Origin of the sequence: Luteibacter sp., assembly GCF_035539195.1 — a bacterium.
Taxonomy (GTDB): Bacteria; Pseudomonadota; Gammaproteobacteria; order Xanthomonadales; family Rhodanobacteraceae; genus Luteibacter.
In genome coordinates this window covers 121,302-137,684 of the sequence record NZ_DATLIW010000030.1, presented here as the reverse complement: position 1 = coordinate 137,684, position 16,383 = coordinate 121,302, and the positions used below count along the sequence as shown (strand labels likewise).

Below are 16,383 nucleotides of genomic sequence, written 5' to 3'. Positions count from 1 at the left end.
CTTCAAGCCGCACGCGCTTCGTCGTTACTCTTTGCCAGCAGTTCCACACCAGCCATCAACAGTTCGCGAGCGAACGCGGCAGGCTGGCGTTTGTTGATTCGTGCAAGGGCCTCGATGACCGCGTATTCCTCATCGTTGAGGCGGACCTTGATCGGGTTATCCCTTACATGCGTCGGATCGGCGTACATCGTTCGTTCCTTTGGAGGTCTCGTATGGGTAGGACTAAGGGGTTACCTGGACTTGTTGGCCCGAAGGTTGCCGTTCTCGTCGAACGCTTCGGGACGAAGCTCGTAGCGGATGCGCAGAAAGTGATTGGCCGGAATCCGGTCATGGGGCCACTGGTAGATCGCCTGGCGGTTCTTGAGGCCAAGTGCAGCCCGGAGCTTTTCGACAGTTCCGAACAATTCGATGGCTTGGGCTTTCGTTATCATGGCTGACATTCTCACTCCGCTTACCACTAATGTCAATGGGCTGACACTAAATAAAAGTAAGCTGCATTACATGACACTTACAGAGCGGGCGCGCTACGCCAGAAAGCGGGTAGGAATGACTCAGGTCGAGGCCGCGAAGGCGATCGGCTGTAGCCGGGGCACGGTCGCCATGTGGGAAAGCGGTGGAAGCGCCAGCATTGAGCAATACCTTTTGCCGGCCGCTAAGGTGTACAAGGTCAATCCAGATTGGCTCGATTCTGGCAAGGGAAGCGATGACTACCCATGGACAGGTCGAGTAGTCCCGGTGCGTGCCTTCGAGGTGGAGGCCGTTGAGTCAGACGAAGATTTCGACCCTAGCCGAGAGGTTTGGGTCGAGGGGGTGGAGGTGGAAGTAAGCGGGGGGAGCGGGCGCATCGTGCCCGAGTTCGTGCCGACTGAATATCGGCAGCGGTACACCCTTAAGTGGTTTCAAGAAACAGGGGCAATTCCGGCAAATGTAAAGGTGATGCGCGTCAGAGGGTCCAGCATGGAGCGGACGCTGTTCGACGGGGATAAGGTTGCCGTAGACACCGGGAATGTACGGCTTCAGAGCAACCATGTGTATGTCGTTGTGATGGGTGACGAGGTACGTGTAAAGCGGCTGTTCCGGACGGCAGATGGGAGGGTCCGCATCGTGTCCGACAATGCCGACAAGGCGCTCTATCCTGATGAATTCGTGGAAGACGATGCGTCCTCGTTCATGATTATCGGCCGCGTCATCGACCGGAGTGGTCGTGGCGGCCTCTAGCCTGGGGAATGCTATGCGGAACGTCGTAATTTTGGCGGCTGGAGTCGCTTTATTGGCAGGCTGTTCGACCGGCTACAAGACAAAGGGATGGACTGGCGGCTTCAGCGAGACGCAATTGACTGCCGATTCCTTTATGGTGAATTTCGCAGCCAACGCCTACACATCGCCGGAACAGGCGTCAGACTTCGCCATCCTACGAGCTGCGGACAAGTCCGAGGCCCTAGGATGCGACCACTTCACCATCCTCAACGGATCGGAGTCGGCGGTCACCGGGGCGGTCACGGTTAACACGGCCGCCTACGGGCAGAACACCGCTATTTCTACTGGTGGGGTGTTCCCCATGGTCAAGCCGAACAGCAAGCTCATGGTGAAGTGCTACCGGGGCCAGCCGGAGGGCATCCAGGCGTTCGACGTGGCATTCATCCAGTCGAGCATCCGGGGCAAGTACAAGCTGAAACAGTATGCGGTGGCAAAATGAAGACGATCGCATTCGTCGCTTGCATCGCCACGGCTGGATGCAGCACTACACACCAAATCCGAGGCGCTGCGGGCGAACCTATCGTAATGATCCATTGCGGTTCATCGACTTCGTTCACCGTTTGCTACGACAGGGCTGCAAAGGAATGTCCTGGTGGCTATCGGACGGTCTCCGAGGAACCTGGCTTCAACAGAAAAACCTTAAAGGTCATCTGCCAATAGCTATCGAGCCCGCCCAGAGCGGGCTTTTTTACGCCCACCAATGTCAATAGTCACCATGAATTGTCAGTAGATGTCAGCATAGAAACAATTTATGGTCATTGTGCTTGCATTCCACTGTCAGTGGGCTTACATTAGTCCTCAAGCCGCCCATCCCGCCATCCCGGCGAAGCGGCTAGGAGACTCAGATGAACTTCCTCTACTCGATCATCGACGGCAGCGCAAAGGCTCAGGAAGAAGGCACCGAGTTCGTGTGCCGCCTTGAGGCCCGCAACCAGGCAGAGGCAAATCGCCTCGCACGTCGCTACGGCGATTGCTGCTACGCCGTGGAGCTTTGAGCCATGGAAATCAAAATCCGCAACCAGAACTTCGGGTACGCCGATGTCAGCGTTGTCGAGGGGTCTACCTCGATCGATATTGGCTGCCTGAGCGAGAAAGAGCGCGGCACCTTAGCCAGCCAGCTTCGCCGTGCTGCTTATGAGCTTGACGGCATCGACACGGTCACCAAGGAATCTGCCGAAAAGGCCATCCGCTATTTCGAAGACGAAGGCAACTCGGACGATATCGACGAGGCCGCCCTTCTTTTGGAGGAAACGGAATGAACATCGCCCACTCCTACCCCATCCTCGTTTCCAGCCGCGACGTGAAGTTCGCCGTAGCTGAGGAAGACGCGGTCGCTACGGCCCGCAAGGGTGTGAATGCCATCGCCAAGAACAACGCCGTGCATCGCCTTCTCGATACGGCACAGGTGATCCTCGATTCGATGTCCGTAGCAGACCAGCCGTCGCTCCATGCGCGTCTGCGTAGCGACATTGCGGCCCTCAAAAGCTTCTCTCCGGAGGCATCGGCATGAGCACCGAGACGCAGAATGTGGATGTGCTGGCGGTGATGGACCGTATCACTCGGGAAGTCCCGATGGGCTGTGGTCACATCGTAAATATGCGGGATGCTCGCGACGCCGTAGCCGAACTGATCGATGCATCAGACAGGTTGCAACGTAAGGCGATTCGAAAGTCGAAGCTCACATCGTCCGTGTTCACCTCGGATGTCGATAAGACCCGCGCCGCCCTCGCCCGCGTCGGCGGTGCCGCATGAGCAAGAACAATGGTGGTCCGGCGTTTCCAGAGGTATCAACCAACGTCAGCTATAGCCAAGACTCCGACTATCGCTACGCAGACGTACAGAGCTTTGGTGGGATGACCCTTCGCCAGTACTACGCCGGAAAGGCTCTTCAGGGCCTTCTAGCTGATGGCTCCAGCGGACTCAAGGGCCAGATCGATGCCACAGCGGATTTCGCATGGTCATTGGCGGCGGCGATGATCGATAGGGAGCCTTCCCCATGACAACCCTCCGCACCATCGCCGCCTTCCTTTTCATCGGTGCCTTGGGGCACGTATTGGGGCTGATATGAATCACGAAGAAACACGCTTTGCTGCAAAGGTGATGTCTGCTTGGGCTGACGGGAAAACCGTGCAGGCCCGCGACAAGCACTCGAATAACTCGTGGTTTGATTGCCCATCAACGGAAAATGATTCGATGTCGTGGAGTTGGCGGGATATGGAATACCGCTTCAAGCCTGAGCCGCGCGTCGCATACCTAACGGTTTACGAGCGCGAGGGTAATCCGTATGGGGGCGCCTATCGGAGCGAAGTCGAGGGAGAGTGCAATTGTGGTGCCGGCGGAGAAGTCCGCAAGTTCGTCGAGGTTCTCCCATGAGCGCCCAGCACATCACCAAAGACACCCGCTTTGAGTGCGCGCAGATAGCTATCGGTCGTCGTATGGCCGACTCCTTGTGGATGAATGAGGCATGGGGCACACAAGTTGATTGCGATGCCGTGAGTAGGCAGATGTGCGAGGCCATGGCTGACGGCGATGACGCCCAAGCCATCGCCATCCTTCGAAACGCATTGAGTGCCGTCGCCGAGCGCGAGGCATCAGCGATATACGGGGTGTTTCTATGAACAGGAATCCACAGATGTTCCGCTGCAAGCTCGCCAAGATGGTGAACGGCGCCATGGTCACGGTGACGTACATCGGCCCCTACGACCGCATCCCGTCTGGCTGGTCGATGTTCATGCGCCGCATCGTTGGTCCGAGCTGTGGAATGGCCGCATGAACGACTACGACGACTACATGGCGCACATCCGCGCTAGTGCCAGGGCGCGCAAGCCGCTGACCCGCGCCGAATGGCAGTGCATCGGCGCCTATTTCGGCCTTGTCGCCATCGCTGTGCTGATCGCGCTCTGGACTGGGCACTAATTCCATAACTGTTTGTAATCCGAATTTTCTAAGGGGTATCGCATGGCTAAGAAAAAGGAAACTCCGTCACAGACCATCGTCTCCTACAAGGGATTCGATGAGAACTTTCAGTGCCGTGGATATCAGTACGAGATCGGCAAGGAGTACCTGCACGAAGGTAGCGTTGAGGTTTGCGCCAATGGCTTTCATACCTGCGAGTATCCGCTTCATGTGCTTCGGTACTACAAGCCTTGCACATCGCGTTTCGCCATTGTCGAGCAAGGCGGCGAACTGTCTCGCCACGGCGATGACACCAAGGTAGCTAGTTCCAAGATCACCGTCAAAGCCGAAATCAATCTAGCCGGCCTCATCAAGGCGGCGATTGAGTACACGACCAGCAGGGCAAAGCCTGCTACTGGTAGCTCGTCCAAGGCTAAGAATGGGTCGGCCAGTAACTCTGGCAACTACGGTGCAGCGACGGCCTCTGGCTACTCCGGTGCAGCGACGGCCTCTGGCTACTCCGGTGCAGCGACGGCCTCTGGCAACTACGGTGCAGCGACGGCCTCTGGCAACTACGGTGCAGCGACGGCCTCTGGCAACTACGGTGCAGCGACGGCCTCTGGCTACTACGGTGCAGCGACGGCCTCTGGCTACTCCGGTGCAGCGACGGCCTCTGGCTACTCCGGTGCAGCGACGGCCTCTGGCGACTACGGTGCAGCGACGGCCTCTGGCGACTACGGTGCAGCGACGGCCTCTGGCAACTCCGGAAAGGTCCGGGGCAAAGAAGGCTGCGCCCTGTTCCTGGCTGAGCGCAATGACAACCGAGTCATTGTCGCCGTCTGGGCAGGCATTGCAGGACACGATGGCATCAAGCCGGACACATGGTATCGGCTGACGAACGGCAAACCCGTCGAAGTGAACTAACGCCACGGTAGCTGGTGCCGCACTCCTGGGTTCCCGCGCGTTTTCTTACACCAGCAACGCGCAACTAATTCGATTTACCGAGTACCGATGTGAGGCATAGCGGCACAGATGCAGGTTGCTGCATCGCCCCTTCAGTGGCGTGAACTGGTGATGTTTGGGCTCTGCGACGGCAACCCGGCTACATCCAATGATCGTTAGGGGCTTATCCGGGGAAGCACCGGAGTACTCGACCACATTCCAACACGGAGCAGGCCCGTCAGTCCTGCGGAGATTTGAAATGTCACAGGTAGCAACCACCGAGAACAGCGGCGTTGGCGTCCTCGCCTCGCTTGCCAGCCACTACGGCATGGACAAGACCGCGTTCATCCAGACCATTAAGGCAACCGTGATGAACGGTGCAAACGTTAGCAACGAGCAGTTGGCTGCGTTCTGCCTGGTCGCGAAGGAACACAAGCTCAACCCGTTCACGAAGGAGATTTTCGCCTTCCCAAGCCGTGGCGGCATCGTCCCGGTTGTGAGCGTGGACGGCTGGATGAAGCTGATCAACAGCCACCCGGACTTCGACGGCATGGAGTTCAACGATGCACTGGACGCTGAAGGCAAGCTCCTGGCGATTACCTGCAAGATTTTCCGCAAGGATCGCTCGCATCCCATCGAAGTCACCGAGTACATGAGCGAGTGCCGTCGCAGCACCGACGTGTGGAAGCAGTGGCCGGCTCGGATGCTCCGGCATAAGGCGACGATCCAGGCAGCTCGATATGCCTTCGGTTTCGCCGGGATTCTTGAGCAGGACGAGGCTGAGCGGATTGCAGACGTAACAGTTACCCAGCGTGACGACAACCCGGTTCCGTCCCTCACCATCGAAGACAACCGCAAGCAGCAGTGCGACGAAGCCTACGAGCAGTACGGACCGTCTGTGGATCTCATCAAGGAGACGATCCGCGAGTGGGATGAAACGGCTAACGACGATTGCCTCTACACCGTAGCCGAGACCTGGGGCGGTATCCCGCAGGCCGCACAGATGGCCTTGTGGCTCGCCCCGAAAAAGGGCGGCGTGTTTACCACCCATGAACGTTCGGTCATCAAAGACAAGCTCCCACGTGATTCTCAGGAGGCAGCAGCATGAAAGGCGTCAACAAGGTAATCGTCCTCGGCAACATCGGAAAAGATCCTGAGACGCGCTACACCGCATCGGGTACAGCCATCACGTCGCTATCCATCGCCACCTCCGAAGCGTGGAAGGACAAGACGACTGGCGAGAAGCAAGAACGCACCGAGTGGCACCGCGTGAAACTGTTCGGCAAGCTCGCCGAAATCGCCGGCGAGTACCTCAAGAAGGGTCGCCAGGTCTACGTCGAAGGCTCGCTACGCACCGACAAGTACACCGACAAGGATGGCGTGGAGCGCTACAGCACGGACATCATCGCCAGCGAAATGCAGATGATCGGTGGCAATCCGGAAGTTGGCAGTAAGCCTGCTCCAGTCCCTCGACAGGAACGCGCTGCGCCTCATCGTGCGCAGGCTCCGGTCAATGACGGTTTCGACGATGACAATATACCATTCTGAGGATTCGACAATGACCAAACTGAATGGCTGGACGGGTGGAGCATGGAGGTTGTTTCACTCTGACGATGGTCACGCATGGATCGCGGACAAGAATCTCAACAATGTGTGTTGGGTACGGATCGAAGAAAATGCCCGCCTCATAGCCGCCGCGCCTGATCTGTACGAGGCGCTTGCTGATGCGCCGGACATCATGGCAATGCAGCCCGAAGAATTCTACATCGCGTACACAGCATGGCTATCCAAAGCCCGCGCCGCCTTGTCAGCCGCAGAGGGTGGGGTATGAGCCACATCGCAAAGCGTATATGCCACGGCAAATATGACTATCGCGGAGTTCGCATAGTTGCTGCATGGAGCCGTCGTGAGGAAAGCAGGGTTTGGAAATTCAGGTTTCATAAGAGTGGTCTGCTCCAAACCGTAGACAGACTCAAAGATGCAAAGTCGAGAATCGACCAGTACATAGCAATACAAGATGCCTTCGACGAGCGTGCCAAAGGAGAACGTGATGGGTGCGAGTGATGGAGTTGTCTGGTTCAGTGCGTCCTACGGTCGCATCAATACGGTGGTCGTTTTGTCCGAAACGGAAAAGACCGTGACGGTTCTTCACGCCGGGGAGAAGAAAGCGCGTCGGCAAGCCAAGCGTTCGGAATTCTCTAACTACTTCCCTACCTTCGAAGAAGCTAAGTCGTTTCTCATTGAAGTGGCCGAGCGGAACGTTGCATCCATCCGACTTCAGCTTGAACGCGCAAACGGTGCTCTTGGGAACGCCAAAGGGCTACGTGATCCGACATTGATCGCCGCCAGGGAGACGAAGTGAATGAGCACAAACACGCAGCCCGACTTCCGATGCGTGATCGACAAAGACGCCCGCATTGCCGAACTCACCGCTGATTTGAAAGTAGCTGATCGGGCGGCATTAGAACTCGCTGCTGAGGTGGCGAGGCTTCGCGAAGATATCGAGAGAATCGAAATTGCTGCGTCTCACGGAGGCACTCAGGTTGTCCGCGACATAGCCCGTAACGCGCTGAAGGAGGGGTTGTGATGACCAACGAATCGAAAGTGGCTAGGTACACGCCCGAGGTAGTCCATAAGTCCGTCGCTACTGGCGTCTCCTATGGCGTTGCAGAAATGCGCGAACGTGACCACGGAACCTACGTCACCTACGCCGACTACAGGGCGCTTGAGGAAGACAGGAATGAATGGAAGAAACTCGCCCGAACCATGGAGGCGAGCCTAACCGCTAAAGAGGAAGAACTCGCCGCGATGCTCCGCCAAGCGGCCGATGACTGCGAGGACGCGGATCGCTATCGGTGGCTTCGCAACGAATCGAAGCCCGGTGATGGTCCGTCGCCAGCCTTGCGATGCCAGGATGGCCCCTACTTCAACTCGCCGATATCAGGCGAACGTCTCGACATGGCAGTAGACACCGCCCGCACCCCCAAGGAGCAGACGAAATGACCGAACTATCCCTAGAGCGCCGGTTGCGCGCGTGCATCGCGGAGAAGTACGAACGGTTCGTCCTTGACAGGGGCGAGCAGATTCGGGTGTTGGCATTGCTTGAGAGGGAAACCCCGGTGAGTGCGGGGGAGCCTGTGGCTTATCGATATCGTCATGCAGATGAGCTGGGAAAGTGGATGGTCTTCCAGAGTCGTGCGAGGGCCGAAGCGCTGGCAGAGAGCGGCCTAGTCGTTGAACCCATCTACGCCACCCCACCCCCGCCCGCCGGATTCAGGGTGGCGCCGGAGTCGGCTGTTCGCAATGCCTTCAACGACGGCGTGCTTCTCGCTTTGCAGGTACTGAATGCCGCCGGCAATGGCGGAGACGCTCACTACATGGAGCTTCTCAAGTGCGTCGATCACCGCGAGTTGCTGCAACGCGCCCGCGACGAGGAAATGCTCGACCTTACGGACATAGAAAAATGGATCGCTTATGGTATTGAAACGAGAAGGCTCGCAGCCCATGACGCGGGTGGTGTGTGATGGAAATCATCGCCGGGGTCATATTCTCATTGGCCTGGATATTTATCGGGATACGGGTCTACATGCGTGAAAGGTATCGAGAGAAATACTGGGAAGGCTATCGAAAAAACTTGAAGAACAAGCCATGACCAACCCACCGACCGATGAGAGGCGTGCGGCGTTTGAGGCTTGGGCTCGTGCGCATGGATACGACACGAACACCGTTAACCAAATCGCTGGATCACCTTACTACTCGCCGAGTACGTCTCGTGCATGGAAGGCTTGGACGGGGGCCCTTTCCCACCAGGGCGACGAGTCCGACGCCTCCGCAGACCGCAACTTTATCGCCGGAGCGCAATGGGGATTCGCACGAGGCTTGGAGAACGACAATGCATCGCTGGCTGAGGCTATCGAAGCACGCCATCGCGACATCGCCGAATCGAAAAAGTGCGACGTGGTGAAAGTTAGTGATCTTCAGGAACTCGTCAACGAGTGGGAACGAGAGTGCTACGAACTTGACGGCCACCCAGCGTACGCCGGATGTGCAATCGACCTAACCGCCCTCATTTCAAAGGCAGAGAAGGTATGAGCCTGAAGGCAGCAATTCCTCCCATGGGCAGAGGTAACCCGCCTCCCAATGTCGTCTCGTACGTGTCCCATCCCGAAGGGACCTACGTCAAGTGGCAAACGAATGCCAACGGCTGGGCAATTGGTTACGAGGTCGTAGCCATATCTGGATGGAACGCCCGCCAGGAGAAAGAGGCATGAGCTTGCGAGAGGATTTGGAAGAATGCATGCGCGACTTAGCTTCCGGAGAATACTCGGATAAGCGAGCCTATGCGCTTATCCGCGACCACGGCCAGGCGCTGCTTGAGGCGCTTGTGGATGCTGAGAGGTATCGGTATCTCGACGACAAAGTTTTCTACGCACCTGACCGTTTCCGCTGCGTTCAACTTGAACAGCTTGCTGTACATCTCAGGGGAAAGGAAGGCCAATCAGGTGGCGACCTTCTAACTGAATGCGTAGACGCGGCCATAGCCGCCCGCAGCAAGACCGTGGATGGGGGTGGGGTGTGAGGCTGAGAACTGAAATGACCTCTCACGGCCCAGTGAACGAGGATAGGACTTGCACGACGTTTCAGGCTCTAGAGCATGACGCCGCCTATGCCCACGCGCTGGTGAGGGCGCTTGGCGAGCTTGGCGTGACACTCGATGGGATATTCGCCGAGTGCTGCCAAGCTAGCGACACGAGGCAGTTCGTTTTCGAACGGGCTGACGAGCTGATGGCCGAATGGGGTAACACGGAGGACTGATGGGCGCAGCCGAAAAACTACCGCAACTCCATTCCGAAGCCGAGGCGGCTGAATACCTCGGCGTGACCGAACTGACCCTCTACCGATGGCGTAAGCGCGGACTCATCGCCTGCATCATGGTGGGGAAATCGCCCCGCTACACCGACCAGCACATCACCGACTATCTCAAGGCCCGCGAATGCCAAGCTTCAAACTCGGACCCTACTCCATTGAACGGCGCAAGGGCACCGCGAACTGGCAGCGGGCATGGCTCGACGACCGAGGGGTCAAGCAACGCGCTTCTCTTGGCACATCAGATTTTGAAGAAGCGAAGGGAAGACTCGCAGAGTGGTTCGTAGAGCACGGCCGCATAAGGAACCAGGCTCCGGCAGATACGCCTATCGCCTTGGTACTGGAGCGATACCTTGCTCGCCACGGACGCAGCATACCTAGCCGAGACACAGCGAAGCGCGCGGTGGCAATCTGGGTGGAGTTTTGGGGCGACAGGATGGTGACGGGCTTAACCGTCGACGCGCAGGAAGAATTCCTCGCGTGGCTTCGGGCGAAGGGCTACTCCGAAGGATACGTGCGTCGGGTACTCGGTGTCGGCCAAGCCGCCCTCAACCGCGCATGGAAGCGCCAGGAGGTCACCGAGGTTCCGTGGGTGGAGTTGCCGCCCATTGGCGAGCCCTACCCGCACACGGCCAGCCGCGAGCAGCTCGTGGCGTTCCTCAATGCGATTCCGGCCAACTCGCACCTGTGGGTCTACTGCCTGATCCGGATGGCTACCGGTTGCCGTGGCGATGCTGCGCTAGATCTTCAGCCGTTCCAGATCGACTGGGCGGCGAACCTCATTCGACTCAACCCAGAGGGCCGTCAGCAGACGAAGAAGTACCGCCCTGTCGTTCCCCTGACATCACGCCTTCGACGCGAACTGGAGTCGATTGACGCGGCCTACTACGTGAACTGGCACGGCAGGAAGATCGCTTCCATCAAGAAGGCTTGGGCAAAGGTCAGGATCGCGGCCAAGCTGCCCGTATGGTTCGCACCCAAGGTGCTCAGGCACACGGTCGCCACGGAGCTACGCCGTCGAGGTGTTCCGCATTGGGAGGTGTCTGGTCAGATCGGGCACAAGAAGGCCGGGACCAGCGAGATCTACGCGAAGTTCGATCCCGATTATCTGGGAGCTGCGCGTACTGCACTTGACGCATGGCTTGATGATCTTGCCCAGAGTGTCCCGAGATTACGGGGTCACTCTGGGGTCAGTCACATGCGAAAAGTGGTGGGCGGTACAAGGATCGAACTTGTGACCCCTACCATGTCAAGGTAGTGCTCTACCGCTGAGCTAACCGCCCGAAGAGCTGCGCAGTTTACCGGCGCCGGACGGGGTCTGCAAGAGGCCGCGGCAGATTTTTTTCCGCCACGGCCCGCCATGGGCCTAGCGCAGGGCCCGCTCCCGCAAACGATGGATCTCGTCGCGGATCTTTCCCGCTTCCTCGAATTCGAGGTTCTGGGCGTGTTTGTACATCCTGGTTTCGAGCTTCTTGATGGTCGAGCCGACCTGCTCCGGCGTGAGCGAGCCGTAGTCCGCGGCCTCCTCCGCCACCTTCTTCGCCTCCTTGCCCCGCTTGCCCTTGCCACGCGAACCGAAGTCCGAGCGAGCGCCTTCCATGATGTCGGCGATGCGGCGGACCACGGTCGTCGGCGTGATGCCGTTGGCCGCGTTGTACTCGATCTGCTTCTCGCGACGGCGCGCCGTCTCTTCCATGGCTACCTTCATCGATCCGGTGATCTCGTCCGCGTAGAGAATGGCCTTGCCACGAACGTTACGGGCGGCGCGGCCGATCGTCTGGATCAGCGAGCGATTCGAGCGCAGGAACCCTTCCTTGTCCGCATCCAGAATCGCAACCAGGGAGACCTCGGGCATGTCGAGGCCCTCGCGCAGCAGGTTGATGCCCACCAACACGTCGAACTCGCCGAGGCGAAGATCGCGGATGATTTCCGTGCGCTCGACCGTGTCGATATCCGAATGGAGATAGCGCACTTTGACGTCGTGCTCGGAAAGGTAGTCCGTCAGGTTCTCGGACATCCGCTTGGTCAGCGTGGTCACGAGCACGCGATCGCCCATGGCCACGCGCAGGCGGATCTCGCCGAGCAGGTCATCCACCTGGGTACGAACCGGCCGCACTTCGACTTCCGGATCGATCAGGCCGGTCGGCCGGACGACGAGCTCCACCACGTTGTCGTCGGCGCGCTCCAGCTCGTACTTCGCCGGCGTGGCCGAGACGTAGATGGCACGAGGTGCGCGACGCTCCCACTCCTCGAAACGCAGTGGTCGGTTGTCCATCGCCGAGGGCAGGCGGAAGCCGAACTCGACCAGCGTCTCCTTGCGCGAGCGGTCGCCCTTGTACATGGCGCCGAGCTGCGGAACGGTCACGTGCGATTCGTCCACCACCATCAGCGCATCGGGCGGCAGGTAGTCGAACAGGGTCGGCGGCGGTTCGCCCGGGCCACGCCGCGTCATGTGCCGCGAGTAGTTCTCGATACCCTGGCAGAAGCCCACTTCGGCCATCATCTCGAGGTCGAAGCGCGTGCGCTGCTCGAGACGCTGCGCCTCGACCAGCTTGTTGTCGCGGTACAGCTGCTCGAGACGTTCGGAGAGTTCGACCTTGATCGTTTCCATGGCGTTGAGCACACTCTGCCGCGTGCTGGCGTAATGCGTCTTCGGGTACACGGTGTAGCGGGGCACCTTGCGCAGTACCTCGCCCGTGAGCGGGTCGAAGATCGAGAGATTCTCCACATCGCCGTCGAACAGCTCGATGCGCAAGGCCTCGGCTTCGGACTCCGCGGGAAACACATCGACGATCTCGCCGCGCACGCGGTAGGTGCCGCGGCGCAACTCCATTTCGTTGCGCACGTACTGCAATTCGGTGAGCTGCTTGATCAGGGCGCGCTGCTCGATGTGCTCGCCACGCGAGAGGATCAGGCGGAGGCTCATGTAGTCCTCTGGATCGCCCAGGCCGTAGATCGCCGATACCGTCGCCACGATCAACGAATCGCGCCTGGACAGCAGCGCCTTGGTCGCGGCCAGTCGCATCTGCTCGATGTGGTCGTTGATGCTCGAATCCTTCTCGATGAAGGTGTCCGAGGCGACCACGTACGCTTCCGGCTGGTAGTAGTCGTAGTAGCTGACGAAGTACTCCACCGCGTTGTGCGGGAAGAATTCCTTGAACTCGCCATACAGCTGCGCCGCCAGCGTCTTGTTCGGCGCCAGCACGATGGTCGGTTTCTGGATCTTCTCGATCACGTTGGCGATCGTGAAGGTCTTGCCAGAGCCGGTCACGCCCAGCAGGGTCTGCGCGGCCAGGCCGGCTTCGAAACCCTCGGTGAGGCGGCGGATGGCCTCGGGCTGGTCGCCGGAGGGCTGGTACGGGGAGACGAGCTGAAAGCGATCGGTCATGGCTGACGATATGCTGGTTCGGACCCCGAGTTTAAAGCGCCGGCGCCTACACGATGTGAGGCATCTGCCCACAGACGCGCTCGCGACGCCAGAGCCACGATCTGCGGCTCCGTCCCGGAACGCCGTCCATGCCCCACCTGCCCTCCCGCGGTTTCACCTGGCTCGAAGTGGTGATGGTACTGGCCATCATGGCCTTCCTCGCCGCCGTCGCCCTTCCGTCGCTGTCGGACGCCCTCGCCCGCCACAGGCTTCGAGCTGCCGCGACCGCCCTGCTGGATACCCTCCGGCAAAGCCGCGAAGCGGCGCTGCACCGGCCGAAAGGGACACGGGTCTGTCCCAGCGAAAACGGACGTACATGTTCCGGACGCACCGACTGGGGCGTGGGCTGGATCAGCCGGGACGGCGACACCAACGCCATCCTCGCTGTCGAAGACGCGCTGGACGCACGCCTCACGGCGGCTTCGACGGGTGTCCGTACCGACGTCGTCTTCCCGCATCCTGCCGACGAGATGGCCGAGCCGTCCAACCAGACCCTCGCGCTATGCGTGCGCGGCAAGCCCGAGACCACCCTGACCGTCGTCGTCGCCAAGAACGGCCACAGCCATGCCGAACCCGCCGCGCCCGAGGTCGCACGCGCCTGCGCCGCACATCATTCACGAATTCGTTAAGACCCGCTTGACAGCCCCACCCCACATCAAGACAATACGCAGCTCCCCGCCCGAATAGCTCAGCCGGTTAGAGCACTTGACTGTTAATCAGGGGGTCGTTGGTTCGAGTCCAACTTCGGGCGCCAGGTTTTGAAAGGCCGTGCAGCGATGCACGGCCTTTTTCTTTATGCCTGGTCGGTACGCGTCAGAACGGCACGAGCACCCAGCCACCGGAGACGCGCTCACGCAAGACTTCCACGGCGCGGCCCTTCCCCTTCATGGCCGATGCGCGAGTCAGCGCGAATTCCACCGCAGTGCCCTCGGTCTGGAAGACGTGTTTCGTCGCACCGGGAAGCAACACCGTCCACGTACGAAGATTCATCGACGGATAGAAAACGAACACGCGCAACGGGCGAACGACACCGTCCATCAGCGACGACGTCGCAGTTCGGCACGCACGTCGGAAGACTGGCGGCCCACGCGGAGCACGGCATCGCGCAGGGACGCCTCGGACACGCCAAGCACGCGTGTCCAGTAGTTCATATCGGTGCGCAGCTCAAGGTCGATCTTGGTGGCGTCGGCCGGACCGACCACCTGCTTCTGTGTTTCCATGACGTGCCCTCGCTGTCAGACCACATGTGCCACGTGGCGGGTTACGTCGGTGTTACGGCTGTCGTGCTGCCGGGCCCGCCACGTTACACCCATCTAACAACTGAAAGCGCATGTTGGATGACCCGGGCTTCGTTTGGCCGGATCACTCCCCGGCACCTGCGGCCGGGGCTCGTCCCGCCCAACTCAGACGATGGTCATGCCCCCGAAGAAACCAGTCACCCAGTCCGTGGAAACGCCGCCGCCGGACCGCTCGTCCGCCGCATTCATTTCCTACGTGTACTCGCACAACCGCCGCGCGCCTCTGCCCGAGACGCCGCGCAGCACGCCCCTGAAGGGGCCGAAGAAGACCGCAAGCTGATGCCTCGCGACGGGCTGGTGGCCCTGTATCGCCAGGACCACCAGCCCGCTCGCCATGAAGGCAATCAGCTGTCGATCTGGGTGATCGAGCGCACGCGCCCGTTGACCACCTCGACCTGCACCGATTTACCCTTCTGGAAATACTCCAGGCGGTAGCCTTCCAGGCCGCCGCCACGGGCCTCGATGGGTGTTTCGCGATCCGGCTTGCCGGCGACCTGACGAAGCCGGCCTTCGCTATCTCCCGTACTGACGACCTGTGATCCCACGCGGAACGTATCCGCGGCGGCAGCGCCACAGGACAGAACAGTGGCAAAAATGGCGGCGGCGATGCGCTTCATGGCGGAACTCCCTGTCGATGTTTCCACGCAGGCTAGCGCCGGGCGATAGCGAAGCCAAGCGCCGGACGTCGCTTTCGTACCGGCGCTCAGGGCCGGGAAATGTGGGGATTCCCTGCCACCAGCCAGCGCCAGAGCAGGTCCGTTCCTTCGCGAATGCCGATCCGTGCCGAGCCGGCCAGGTTATCAGGCGCCACCGTTCCGTCGTCGAGGACGGTGTAGCCATCACGGGCACGCACCAGATCGATGCCATTCTGCTCGCCCGTGATGCCCATGGCCTGCGCCAACCGCGCCGGGCCGCTGCACAGTTCGCGATCGCGCTTGGCCCGCGGACGCGCCTCGCGCATCCGCTCGATGCCGGCGATCGGTTCGAGCGCACGGATGAGCACGCCATTCCCTTCCCCTACGTCGCCACAAACCACGTTGGCGCACCAGTGCATGCCGTAGGTGAAGTAGACATACATGTGGCCCGGTGGCCCGAACATCACGGCATTGCGTGCCGTCTTGCCGCGAAAGGTGTGCGCAGCGGGATCAATGGCACCCACGTAAGCCTCGACCTCGACAATGCGCCCTGCCCTTCCATCGGCACAGGCCAGGACCTTGTTGAGGAGGGCCGGAGCGACCTCACGCGCGTCGCGATGAAAGAACGGACGCCCCAGGATCTTGCCCGGCCAGCGCGGGCGACGGACTGCCATCAGGTATCCAGCGGCTCGCCGTCGGTATCAGGGTCGGGCCCGGGACGCTCGACCGGCTCGTGGTCGTAAGGCGGTGGCGAAGTGCCGGGAAGGGTCTTGTCCGTGTCGGGCACGGGGCGAAGCGGTCGAGGCATGCGTTCCTCCAGCGGCGTCGGGGCGTGGCCGCCCCGACGCCGGGGAATCAGAAGACGCCGAGCAACCAGCAGACCAGGATGATCGCGAGAATAACGCCGATGCCGCCGCTGGGACCATAGCCCCAGGAGCGCGAATAACCCCAGGTGGGCAGGCCGCCGACAAGGGCGAGAATGAGGATGACGAGCAGGACGGTAACGAGCATGAGATATCTCCGGCAGTGGATTCGGAGTGCATCGTTGCGCAGAGGGTCGTCT

At 60.2% G+C, this 16,383-nt stretch carries 34 protein-coding genes and 2 tRNA genes; 26 read left to right on the top strand and 10 right to left on the bottom strand.

Going from position 1 to position 16,383, the window contains the following annotated elements:
- Window positions 1–2: 2 nt before the first annotated feature.
- Together VM621_RS10440 and VM621_RS10435 are read right to left on the bottom strand one after the other, a co-directional pair.
- Window positions 3–188, bottom strand: a complete 186-nt coding sequence (locus VM621_RS10440; RefSeq protein WP_325468902.1) for a hypothetical protein — start codon at window positions 186–188, stop codon at window positions 3–5.
- A 42-nt stretch (window positions 189–230) separates the two neighbouring features.
- Window positions 231–431: a hypothetical protein gene (locus tag VM621_RS10435; RefSeq protein ID WP_325468901.1), complete on the bottom strand. Its 201-nt coding sequence runs from the start codon at window positions 429–431 to the stop codon at window positions 231–233.
- Between VM621_RS10435 and VM621_RS10430 the strand changes: the two genes are divergently transcribed.
- The 23 genes from VM621_RS10430 to VM621_RS10320 all read left to right on the top strand — a co-directional run bounded on the left by VM621_RS10430 (window position 430) and on the right by VM621_RS10320 (window position 11,218).
- Window positions 430–1,218, top strand: coding sequence for a S24 family peptidase (locus VM621_RS10430; RefSeq protein ID WP_325468900.1), 789 nt, complete (start codon window positions 430–432; stop codon window positions 1,216–1,218). The genes VM621_RS10435 and VM621_RS10430 overlap by 2 nt on opposite strands.
- A 13-nt stretch (window positions 1,219–1,231) precedes the next feature.
- Window positions 1,232–1,696 (top strand): CC0125/CC1285 family lipoprotein, encoded by a 465-nt coding sequence (locus VM621_RS10425; protein WP_325468899.1) that lies wholly within the window; start codon window positions 1,232–1,234, stop codon window positions 1,694–1,696.
- 406 nt (window positions 1,697–2,102) lie between these two features.
- Window positions 2,103–2,252: a hypothetical protein gene (locus tag VM621_RS10420; protein WP_325468898.1), complete on the top strand. Its 150-nt coding sequence runs from the start codon at window positions 2,103–2,105 to the stop codon at window positions 2,250–2,252.
- A 3-nt stretch (window positions 2,253–2,255) separates the two neighbouring features.
- The gene (locus tag VM621_RS10415; RefSeq protein WP_325468897.1) at window positions 2,256–2,516 is read left to right on the top strand and encodes a hypothetical protein; all 261 of its coding nucleotides are present in this window, start codon (window positions 2,256–2,258) and stop codon (window positions 2,514–2,516) included.
- Window positions 2,513–2,767, top strand: a complete 255-nt coding sequence (locus VM621_RS10410) for a hypothetical protein (protein WP_325468896.1) — start codon at window positions 2,513–2,515, stop codon at window positions 2,765–2,767. The genes VM621_RS10415 and VM621_RS10410 overlap by 4 nt, the downstream gene beginning before the upstream one ends.
- Window positions 2,764–3,009, top strand: a complete 246-nt coding sequence (locus VM621_RS10405; RefSeq protein WP_325468895.1) for a hypothetical protein — start codon at window positions 2,764–2,766, stop codon at window positions 3,007–3,009. Before VM621_RS10410 ends, VM621_RS10405 begins: the two co-directional genes overlap by 4 nt.
- Window positions 3,006–3,257 carry a hypothetical protein gene (locus tag VM621_RS10400; protein ID WP_325468894.1) on the top strand — a complete coding sequence of 84 codons (252 nt, stop codon included), beginning with the start codon at window positions 3,006–3,008 and terminating at the stop codon, window positions 3,255–3,257. Before VM621_RS10405 ends, VM621_RS10400 begins: the two co-directional genes overlap by 4 nt.
- 64 nt (window positions 3,258–3,321) lie before the next feature.
- Complete coding sequence (locus VM621_RS10395) at window positions 3,322–3,630, top strand: hypothetical protein (protein ID WP_325468893.1); 309 nt, start codon at window positions 3,322–3,324, stop codon at window positions 3,628–3,630.
- Complete coding sequence (locus VM621_RS10390; RefSeq protein WP_325468892.1) at window positions 3,627–3,875, top strand: hypothetical protein; 249 nt, start codon at window positions 3,627–3,629, stop codon at window positions 3,873–3,875. The genes VM621_RS10395 and VM621_RS10390 overlap by 4 nt, the downstream gene beginning before the upstream one ends.
- A gap of 14 nt (window positions 3,876–3,889) precedes the next feature.
- Complete coding sequence (locus VM621_RS10385) at window positions 3,890–4,030, top strand: hypothetical protein (RefSeq protein WP_325468891.1); 141 nt, start codon at window positions 3,890–3,892, stop codon at window positions 4,028–4,030.
- The gene (locus VM621_RS10380) at window positions 4,027–4,173 is read left to right on the top strand and encodes a hypothetical protein (protein WP_325468890.1); all 147 of its coding nucleotides are present in this window, start codon (window positions 4,027–4,029) and stop codon (window positions 4,171–4,173) included. The genes VM621_RS10385 and VM621_RS10380 overlap by 4 nt, the downstream gene beginning before the upstream one ends.
- A gap of 42 nt (window positions 4,174–4,215) precedes the next feature.
- The gene (locus VM621_RS10375; RefSeq protein ID WP_325468889.1) at window positions 4,216–5,076 is read left to right on the top strand and encodes a DUF7666 domain-containing protein; all 861 of its coding nucleotides are present in this window, start codon (window positions 4,216–4,218) and stop codon (window positions 5,074–5,076) included.
- 277 nt (window positions 5,077–5,353) lie between these two features.
- Window positions 5,354–6,202, top strand: a complete 849-nt coding sequence (locus VM621_RS19595) for a recombinase RecT (RefSeq protein WP_414674524.1) — start codon at window positions 5,354–5,356, stop codon at window positions 6,200–6,202.
- Window positions 6,199–6,642, top strand: a complete 444-nt coding sequence (gene ssb / locus VM621_RS10365; RefSeq protein ID WP_325468888.1) for a single-stranded DNA-binding protein — start codon at window positions 6,199–6,201, stop codon at window positions 6,640–6,642. The genes VM621_RS19595 and ssb overlap by 4 nt, the downstream gene beginning before the upstream one ends.
- 10 nt (window positions 6,643–6,652) lie before the next feature.
- A complete protein-coding gene (locus tag VM621_RS10360; protein WP_325468887.1) occupies window positions 6,653–6,925 on the top strand; it encodes a hypothetical protein in 273 nt (90 codons plus the stop codon).
- Between the two features lie 219 nt (window positions 6,926–7,144).
- The gene (locus tag VM621_RS10355) at window positions 7,145–7,456 is read left to right on the top strand and encodes a hypothetical protein (protein ID WP_325468886.1); all 312 of its coding nucleotides are present in this window, start codon (window positions 7,145–7,147) and stop codon (window positions 7,454–7,456) included.
- Window positions 7,457–7,681, top strand: a complete 225-nt coding sequence (locus VM621_RS10350; RefSeq protein ID WP_325468885.1) for a hypothetical protein — start codon at window positions 7,457–7,459, stop codon at window positions 7,679–7,681.
- Complete coding sequence (locus tag VM621_RS10345) at window positions 7,681–8,097, top strand: hypothetical protein (RefSeq protein ID WP_325468884.1); 417 nt, start codon at window positions 7,681–7,683, stop codon at window positions 8,095–8,097. The genes VM621_RS10350 and VM621_RS10345 overlap by 1 nt, the downstream gene beginning before the upstream one ends.
- On the top strand, window positions 8,094–8,618 hold the full coding sequence (locus VM621_RS10340; RefSeq protein ID WP_325468883.1) for a hypothetical protein: 525 nt from the start codon (window positions 8,094–8,096) through the stop codon (window positions 8,616–8,618). Before VM621_RS10345 ends, VM621_RS10340 begins: the two co-directional genes overlap by 4 nt.
- A gap of 124 nt (window positions 8,619–8,742) precedes the next feature.
- On the top strand, window positions 8,743–9,186 hold the full coding sequence (locus VM621_RS10335) for a hypothetical protein (protein WP_325468882.1): 444 nt from the start codon (window positions 8,743–8,745) through the stop codon (window positions 9,184–9,186).
- Between the two features lie 175 nt (window positions 9,187–9,361).
- A complete protein-coding gene (locus tag VM621_RS10330) occupies window positions 9,362–9,673 on the top strand; it encodes a hypothetical protein (protein WP_325468881.1) in 312 nt (103 codons plus the stop codon).
- 235 nt (window positions 9,674–9,908) lie between these two features.
- Window positions 9,909–10,247 (top strand): helix-turn-helix domain-containing protein, encoded by a 339-nt coding sequence (locus VM621_RS10325; RefSeq protein WP_325468880.1) that lies wholly within the window; start codon window positions 9,909–9,911, stop codon window positions 10,245–10,247.
- Between the two features lie 149 nt (window positions 10,248–10,396).
- Window positions 10,397–11,218, top strand: coding sequence for a tyrosine-type recombinase/integrase (locus VM621_RS10320; RefSeq protein ID WP_325469151.1), 822 nt, complete (start codon window positions 10,397–10,399; stop codon window positions 11,216–11,218).
- Here VM621_RS10320 and VM621_RS10315 read toward each other — a convergent pair.
- Both VM621_RS10315 and uvrB read right to left on the bottom strand, forming a co-directional pair.
- A tRNA-Val gene (locus VM621_RS10315) sits at window positions 11,169–11,243 on the bottom strand. The genes VM621_RS10320 and VM621_RS10315 overlap by 50 nt on opposite strands.
- An 83-nt stretch (window positions 11,244–11,326) precedes the next feature.
- On the bottom strand, window positions 11,327–13,348 hold the full coding sequence (uvrB, locus tag VM621_RS10310) for an excinuclease ABC subunit UvrB (RefSeq protein ID WP_325468879.1): 2,022 nt from the start codon (window positions 13,346–13,348) through the stop codon (window positions 11,327–11,329).
- A gap of 128 nt (window positions 13,349–13,476) precedes the next feature.
- On the opposite strand from uvrB, the gene VM621_RS10305 reads away from it, so the two are divergent.
- Both VM621_RS10305 and VM621_RS10300 read left to right on the top strand, forming a co-directional pair.
- Window positions 13,477–14,016, top strand: a complete 540-nt coding sequence (locus tag VM621_RS10305; RefSeq protein WP_325468878.1) for a pilus assembly FimT family protein — start codon at window positions 13,477–13,479, stop codon at window positions 14,014–14,016.
- A gap of 48 nt (window positions 14,017–14,064) precedes the next feature.
- A tRNA-Asn gene (locus tag VM621_RS10300) sits at window positions 14,065–14,141 on the top strand.
- A gap of 59 nt (window positions 14,142–14,200) precedes the next feature.
- On the opposite strand, the gene VM621_RS10295 is transcribed toward VM621_RS10300, so the two are convergent.
- Both VM621_RS10295 and VM621_RS10290 read right to left on the bottom strand, forming a co-directional pair.
- On the bottom strand, window positions 14,201–14,425 hold the full coding sequence (locus VM621_RS10295; protein ID WP_159894960.1) for a hypothetical protein: 225 nt from the start codon (window positions 14,423–14,425) through the stop codon (window positions 14,201–14,203).
- A complete protein-coding gene (locus tag VM621_RS10290; RefSeq protein ID WP_325468877.1) occupies window positions 14,425–14,607 on the bottom strand; it encodes a DUF3606 domain-containing protein in 183 nt (60 codons plus the stop codon). The genes VM621_RS10295 and VM621_RS10290 overlap by 1 nt, the downstream gene beginning before the upstream one ends.
- A 196-nt stretch (window positions 14,608–14,803) precedes the next feature.
- Here VM621_RS10290 and VM621_RS10285 point away from each other — a divergent pair, with 196 nt between their 5' ends.
- Entirely contained in the window at window positions 14,804–14,965 is a 162-nt protein-coding gene (locus VM621_RS10285) for a hypothetical protein (RefSeq protein WP_325468876.1), read from the top strand.
- 64 nt (window positions 14,966–15,029) lie between these two features.
- On the opposite strand, the gene VM621_RS10280 is transcribed toward VM621_RS10285, so the two are convergent.
- The 4 genes from VM621_RS10280 to VM621_RS10265 all read right to left on the bottom strand — a co-directional run bounded on the left by VM621_RS10280 (window position 15,030) and on the right by VM621_RS10265 (window position 16,331).
- Window positions 15,030–15,302 carry a DUF2845 domain-containing protein gene (locus tag VM621_RS10280; protein WP_325468875.1) on the bottom strand — a complete coding sequence of 91 codons (273 nt, stop codon included), beginning with the start codon at window positions 15,300–15,302 and terminating at the stop codon, window positions 15,030–15,032.
- A gap of 86 nt (window positions 15,303–15,388) precedes the next feature.
- A complete protein-coding gene (locus VM621_RS10275; RefSeq protein WP_325468874.1) occupies window positions 15,389–15,994 on the bottom strand; it encodes a DNA-3-methyladenine glycosylase in 606 nt (201 codons plus the stop codon).
- The gene (locus tag VM621_RS10270; RefSeq protein ID WP_325468873.1) at window positions 15,994–16,128 is read right to left on the bottom strand and encodes a hypothetical protein; all 135 of its coding nucleotides are present in this window, start codon (window positions 16,126–16,128) and stop codon (window positions 15,994–15,996) included. Before VM621_RS10270 ends, VM621_RS10275 begins: the two co-directional genes overlap by 1 nt.
- A 47-nt stretch (window positions 16,129–16,175) precedes the next feature.
- Window positions 16,176–16,331: a DUF3309 family protein gene (locus tag VM621_RS10265; RefSeq protein ID WP_325468872.1), complete on the bottom strand. Its 156-nt coding sequence runs from the start codon at window positions 16,329–16,331 to the stop codon at window positions 16,176–16,178.
- Window positions 16,332–16,383 lie beyond the last annotated feature (52 nt).

Coding starts and splice junctions, on each gene's coding strand:
- VM621_RS10440 (WP_325468902.1), bottom strand. CDS start 188: ATGTACGCCGATCCGACGCATGTAAGGGATAACCCGATCAAGGTCCGC.
- VM621_RS10430 (WP_325468900.1), top strand. CDS start 430: ATGGCTGACATTCTCACTCCGCTTACCACTAATGTCAATGGGCTGACA.
- VM621_RS10435 (WP_325468901.1), bottom strand. CDS start 431: ATGATAACGAAAGCCCAAGCCATCGAATTGTTCGGAACTGTCGAAAAG.
- VM621_RS10425 (WP_325468899.1), top strand. CDS start 1,232: ATGCGGAACGTCGTAATTTTGGCGGCTGGAGTCGCTTTATTGGCAGGC.
- VM621_RS10420 (WP_325468898.1), top strand. CDS start 2,103: ATGAACTTCCTCTACTCGATCATCGACGGCAGCGCAAAGGCTCAGGAA.
- VM621_RS10415 (WP_325468897.1), top strand. CDS start 2,256: ATGGAAATCAAAATCCGCAACCAGAACTTCGGGTACGCCGATGTCAGC.
- VM621_RS10410 (WP_325468896.1), top strand. CDS start 2,513: ATGAACATCGCCCACTCCTACCCCATCCTCGTTTCCAGCCGCGACGTG.
- VM621_RS10405 (WP_325468895.1), top strand. CDS start 2,764: ATGAGCACCGAGACGCAGAATGTGGATGTGCTGGCGGTGATGGACCGT.
- VM621_RS10400 (WP_325468894.1), top strand. CDS start 3,006: ATGAGCAAGAACAATGGTGGTCCGGCGTTTCCAGAGGTATCAACCAAC.
- VM621_RS10395 (WP_325468893.1), top strand. CDS start 3,322: ATGAATCACGAAGAAACACGCTTTGCTGCAAAGGTGATGTCTGCTTGG.
- VM621_RS10390 (WP_325468892.1), top strand. CDS start 3,627: ATGAGCGCCCAGCACATCACCAAAGACACCCGCTTTGAGTGCGCGCAG.
- VM621_RS10385 (WP_325468891.1), top strand. CDS start 3,890: ATGTTCCGCTGCAAGCTCGCCAAGATGGTGAACGGCGCCATGGTCACG.
- VM621_RS10380 (WP_325468890.1), top strand. CDS start 4,027: ATGAACGACTACGACGACTACATGGCGCACATCCGCGCTAGTGCCAGG.
- VM621_RS10375 (WP_325468889.1), top strand. CDS start 4,216: ATGGCTAAGAAAAAGGAAACTCCGTCACAGACCATCGTCTCCTACAAG.
- VM621_RS19595 (WP_414674524.1), top strand. CDS start 5,354: ATGTCACAGGTAGCAACCACCGAGAACAGCGGCGTTGGCGTCCTCGCC.
- ssb (WP_325468888.1), top strand. CDS start 6,199: ATGAAAGGCGTCAACAAGGTAATCGTCCTCGGCAACATCGGAAAAGAT.
- VM621_RS10360 (WP_325468887.1), top strand. CDS start 6,653: ATGACCAAACTGAATGGCTGGACGGGTGGAGCATGGAGGTTGTTTCAC.
- VM621_RS10355 (WP_325468886.1), top strand. CDS start 7,145: ATGGGTGCGAGTGATGGAGTTGTCTGGTTCAGTGCGTCCTACGGTCGC.
- VM621_RS10350 (WP_325468885.1), top strand. CDS start 7,457: ATGAGCACAAACACGCAGCCCGACTTCCGATGCGTGATCGACAAAGAC.
- VM621_RS10345 (WP_325468884.1), top strand. CDS start 7,681: ATGACCAACGAATCGAAAGTGGCTAGGTACACGCCCGAGGTAGTCCAT.
- VM621_RS10340 (WP_325468883.1), top strand. CDS start 8,094: ATGACCGAACTATCCCTAGAGCGCCGGTTGCGCGCGTGCATCGCGGAG.
- VM621_RS10335 (WP_325468882.1), top strand. CDS start 8,743: ATGACCAACCCACCGACCGATGAGAGGCGTGCGGCGTTTGAGGCTTGG.
- VM621_RS10330 (WP_325468881.1), top strand. CDS start 9,362: ATGAGCTTGCGAGAGGATTTGGAAGAATGCATGCGCGACTTAGCTTCC.
- VM621_RS10325 (WP_325468880.1), top strand. CDS start 9,909: ATGGGCGCAGCCGAAAAACTACCGCAACTCCATTCCGAAGCCGAGGCG.
- VM621_RS10320 (WP_325469151.1), top strand. CDS start 10,397: ATGGTGACGGGCTTAACCGTCGACGCGCAGGAAGAATTCCTCGCGTGG.
- uvrB (WP_325468879.1), bottom strand. CDS start 13,348: ATGACCGATCGCTTTCAGCTCGTCTCCCCGTACCAGCCCTCCGGCGAC.
- VM621_RS10305 (WP_325468878.1), top strand. CDS start 13,477: ATGCCCCACCTGCCCTCCCGCGGTTTCACCTGGCTCGAAGTGGTGATG.
- VM621_RS10295 (WP_159894960.1), bottom strand. CDS start 14,425: ATGGACGGTGTCGTTCGCCCGTTGCGCGTGTTCGTTTTCTATCCGTCG.
- VM621_RS10290 (WP_325468877.1), bottom strand. CDS start 14,607: ATGGAAACACAGAAGCAGGTGGTCGGTCCGGCCGACGCCACCAAGATC.
- VM621_RS10285 (WP_325468876.1), top strand. CDS start 14,804: ATGCCCCCGAAGAAACCAGTCACCCAGTCCGTGGAAACGCCGCCGCCG.
- VM621_RS10280 (WP_325468875.1), bottom strand. CDS start 15,302: ATGAAGCGCATCGCCGCCGCCATTTTTGCCACTGTTCTGTCCTGTGGC.
- VM621_RS10275 (WP_325468874.1), bottom strand. CDS start 15,994: ATGGCAGTCCGTCGCCCGCGCTGGCCGGGCAAGATCCTGGGGCGTCCG.
- VM621_RS10270 (WP_325468873.1), bottom strand. CDS start 16,128: ATGCCTCGACCGCTTCGCCCCGTGCCCGACACGGACAAGACCCTTCCC.
- VM621_RS10265 (WP_325468872.1), bottom strand. CDS start 16,331: ATGCTCGTTACCGTCCTGCTCGTCATCCTCATTCTCGCCCTTGTCGGC.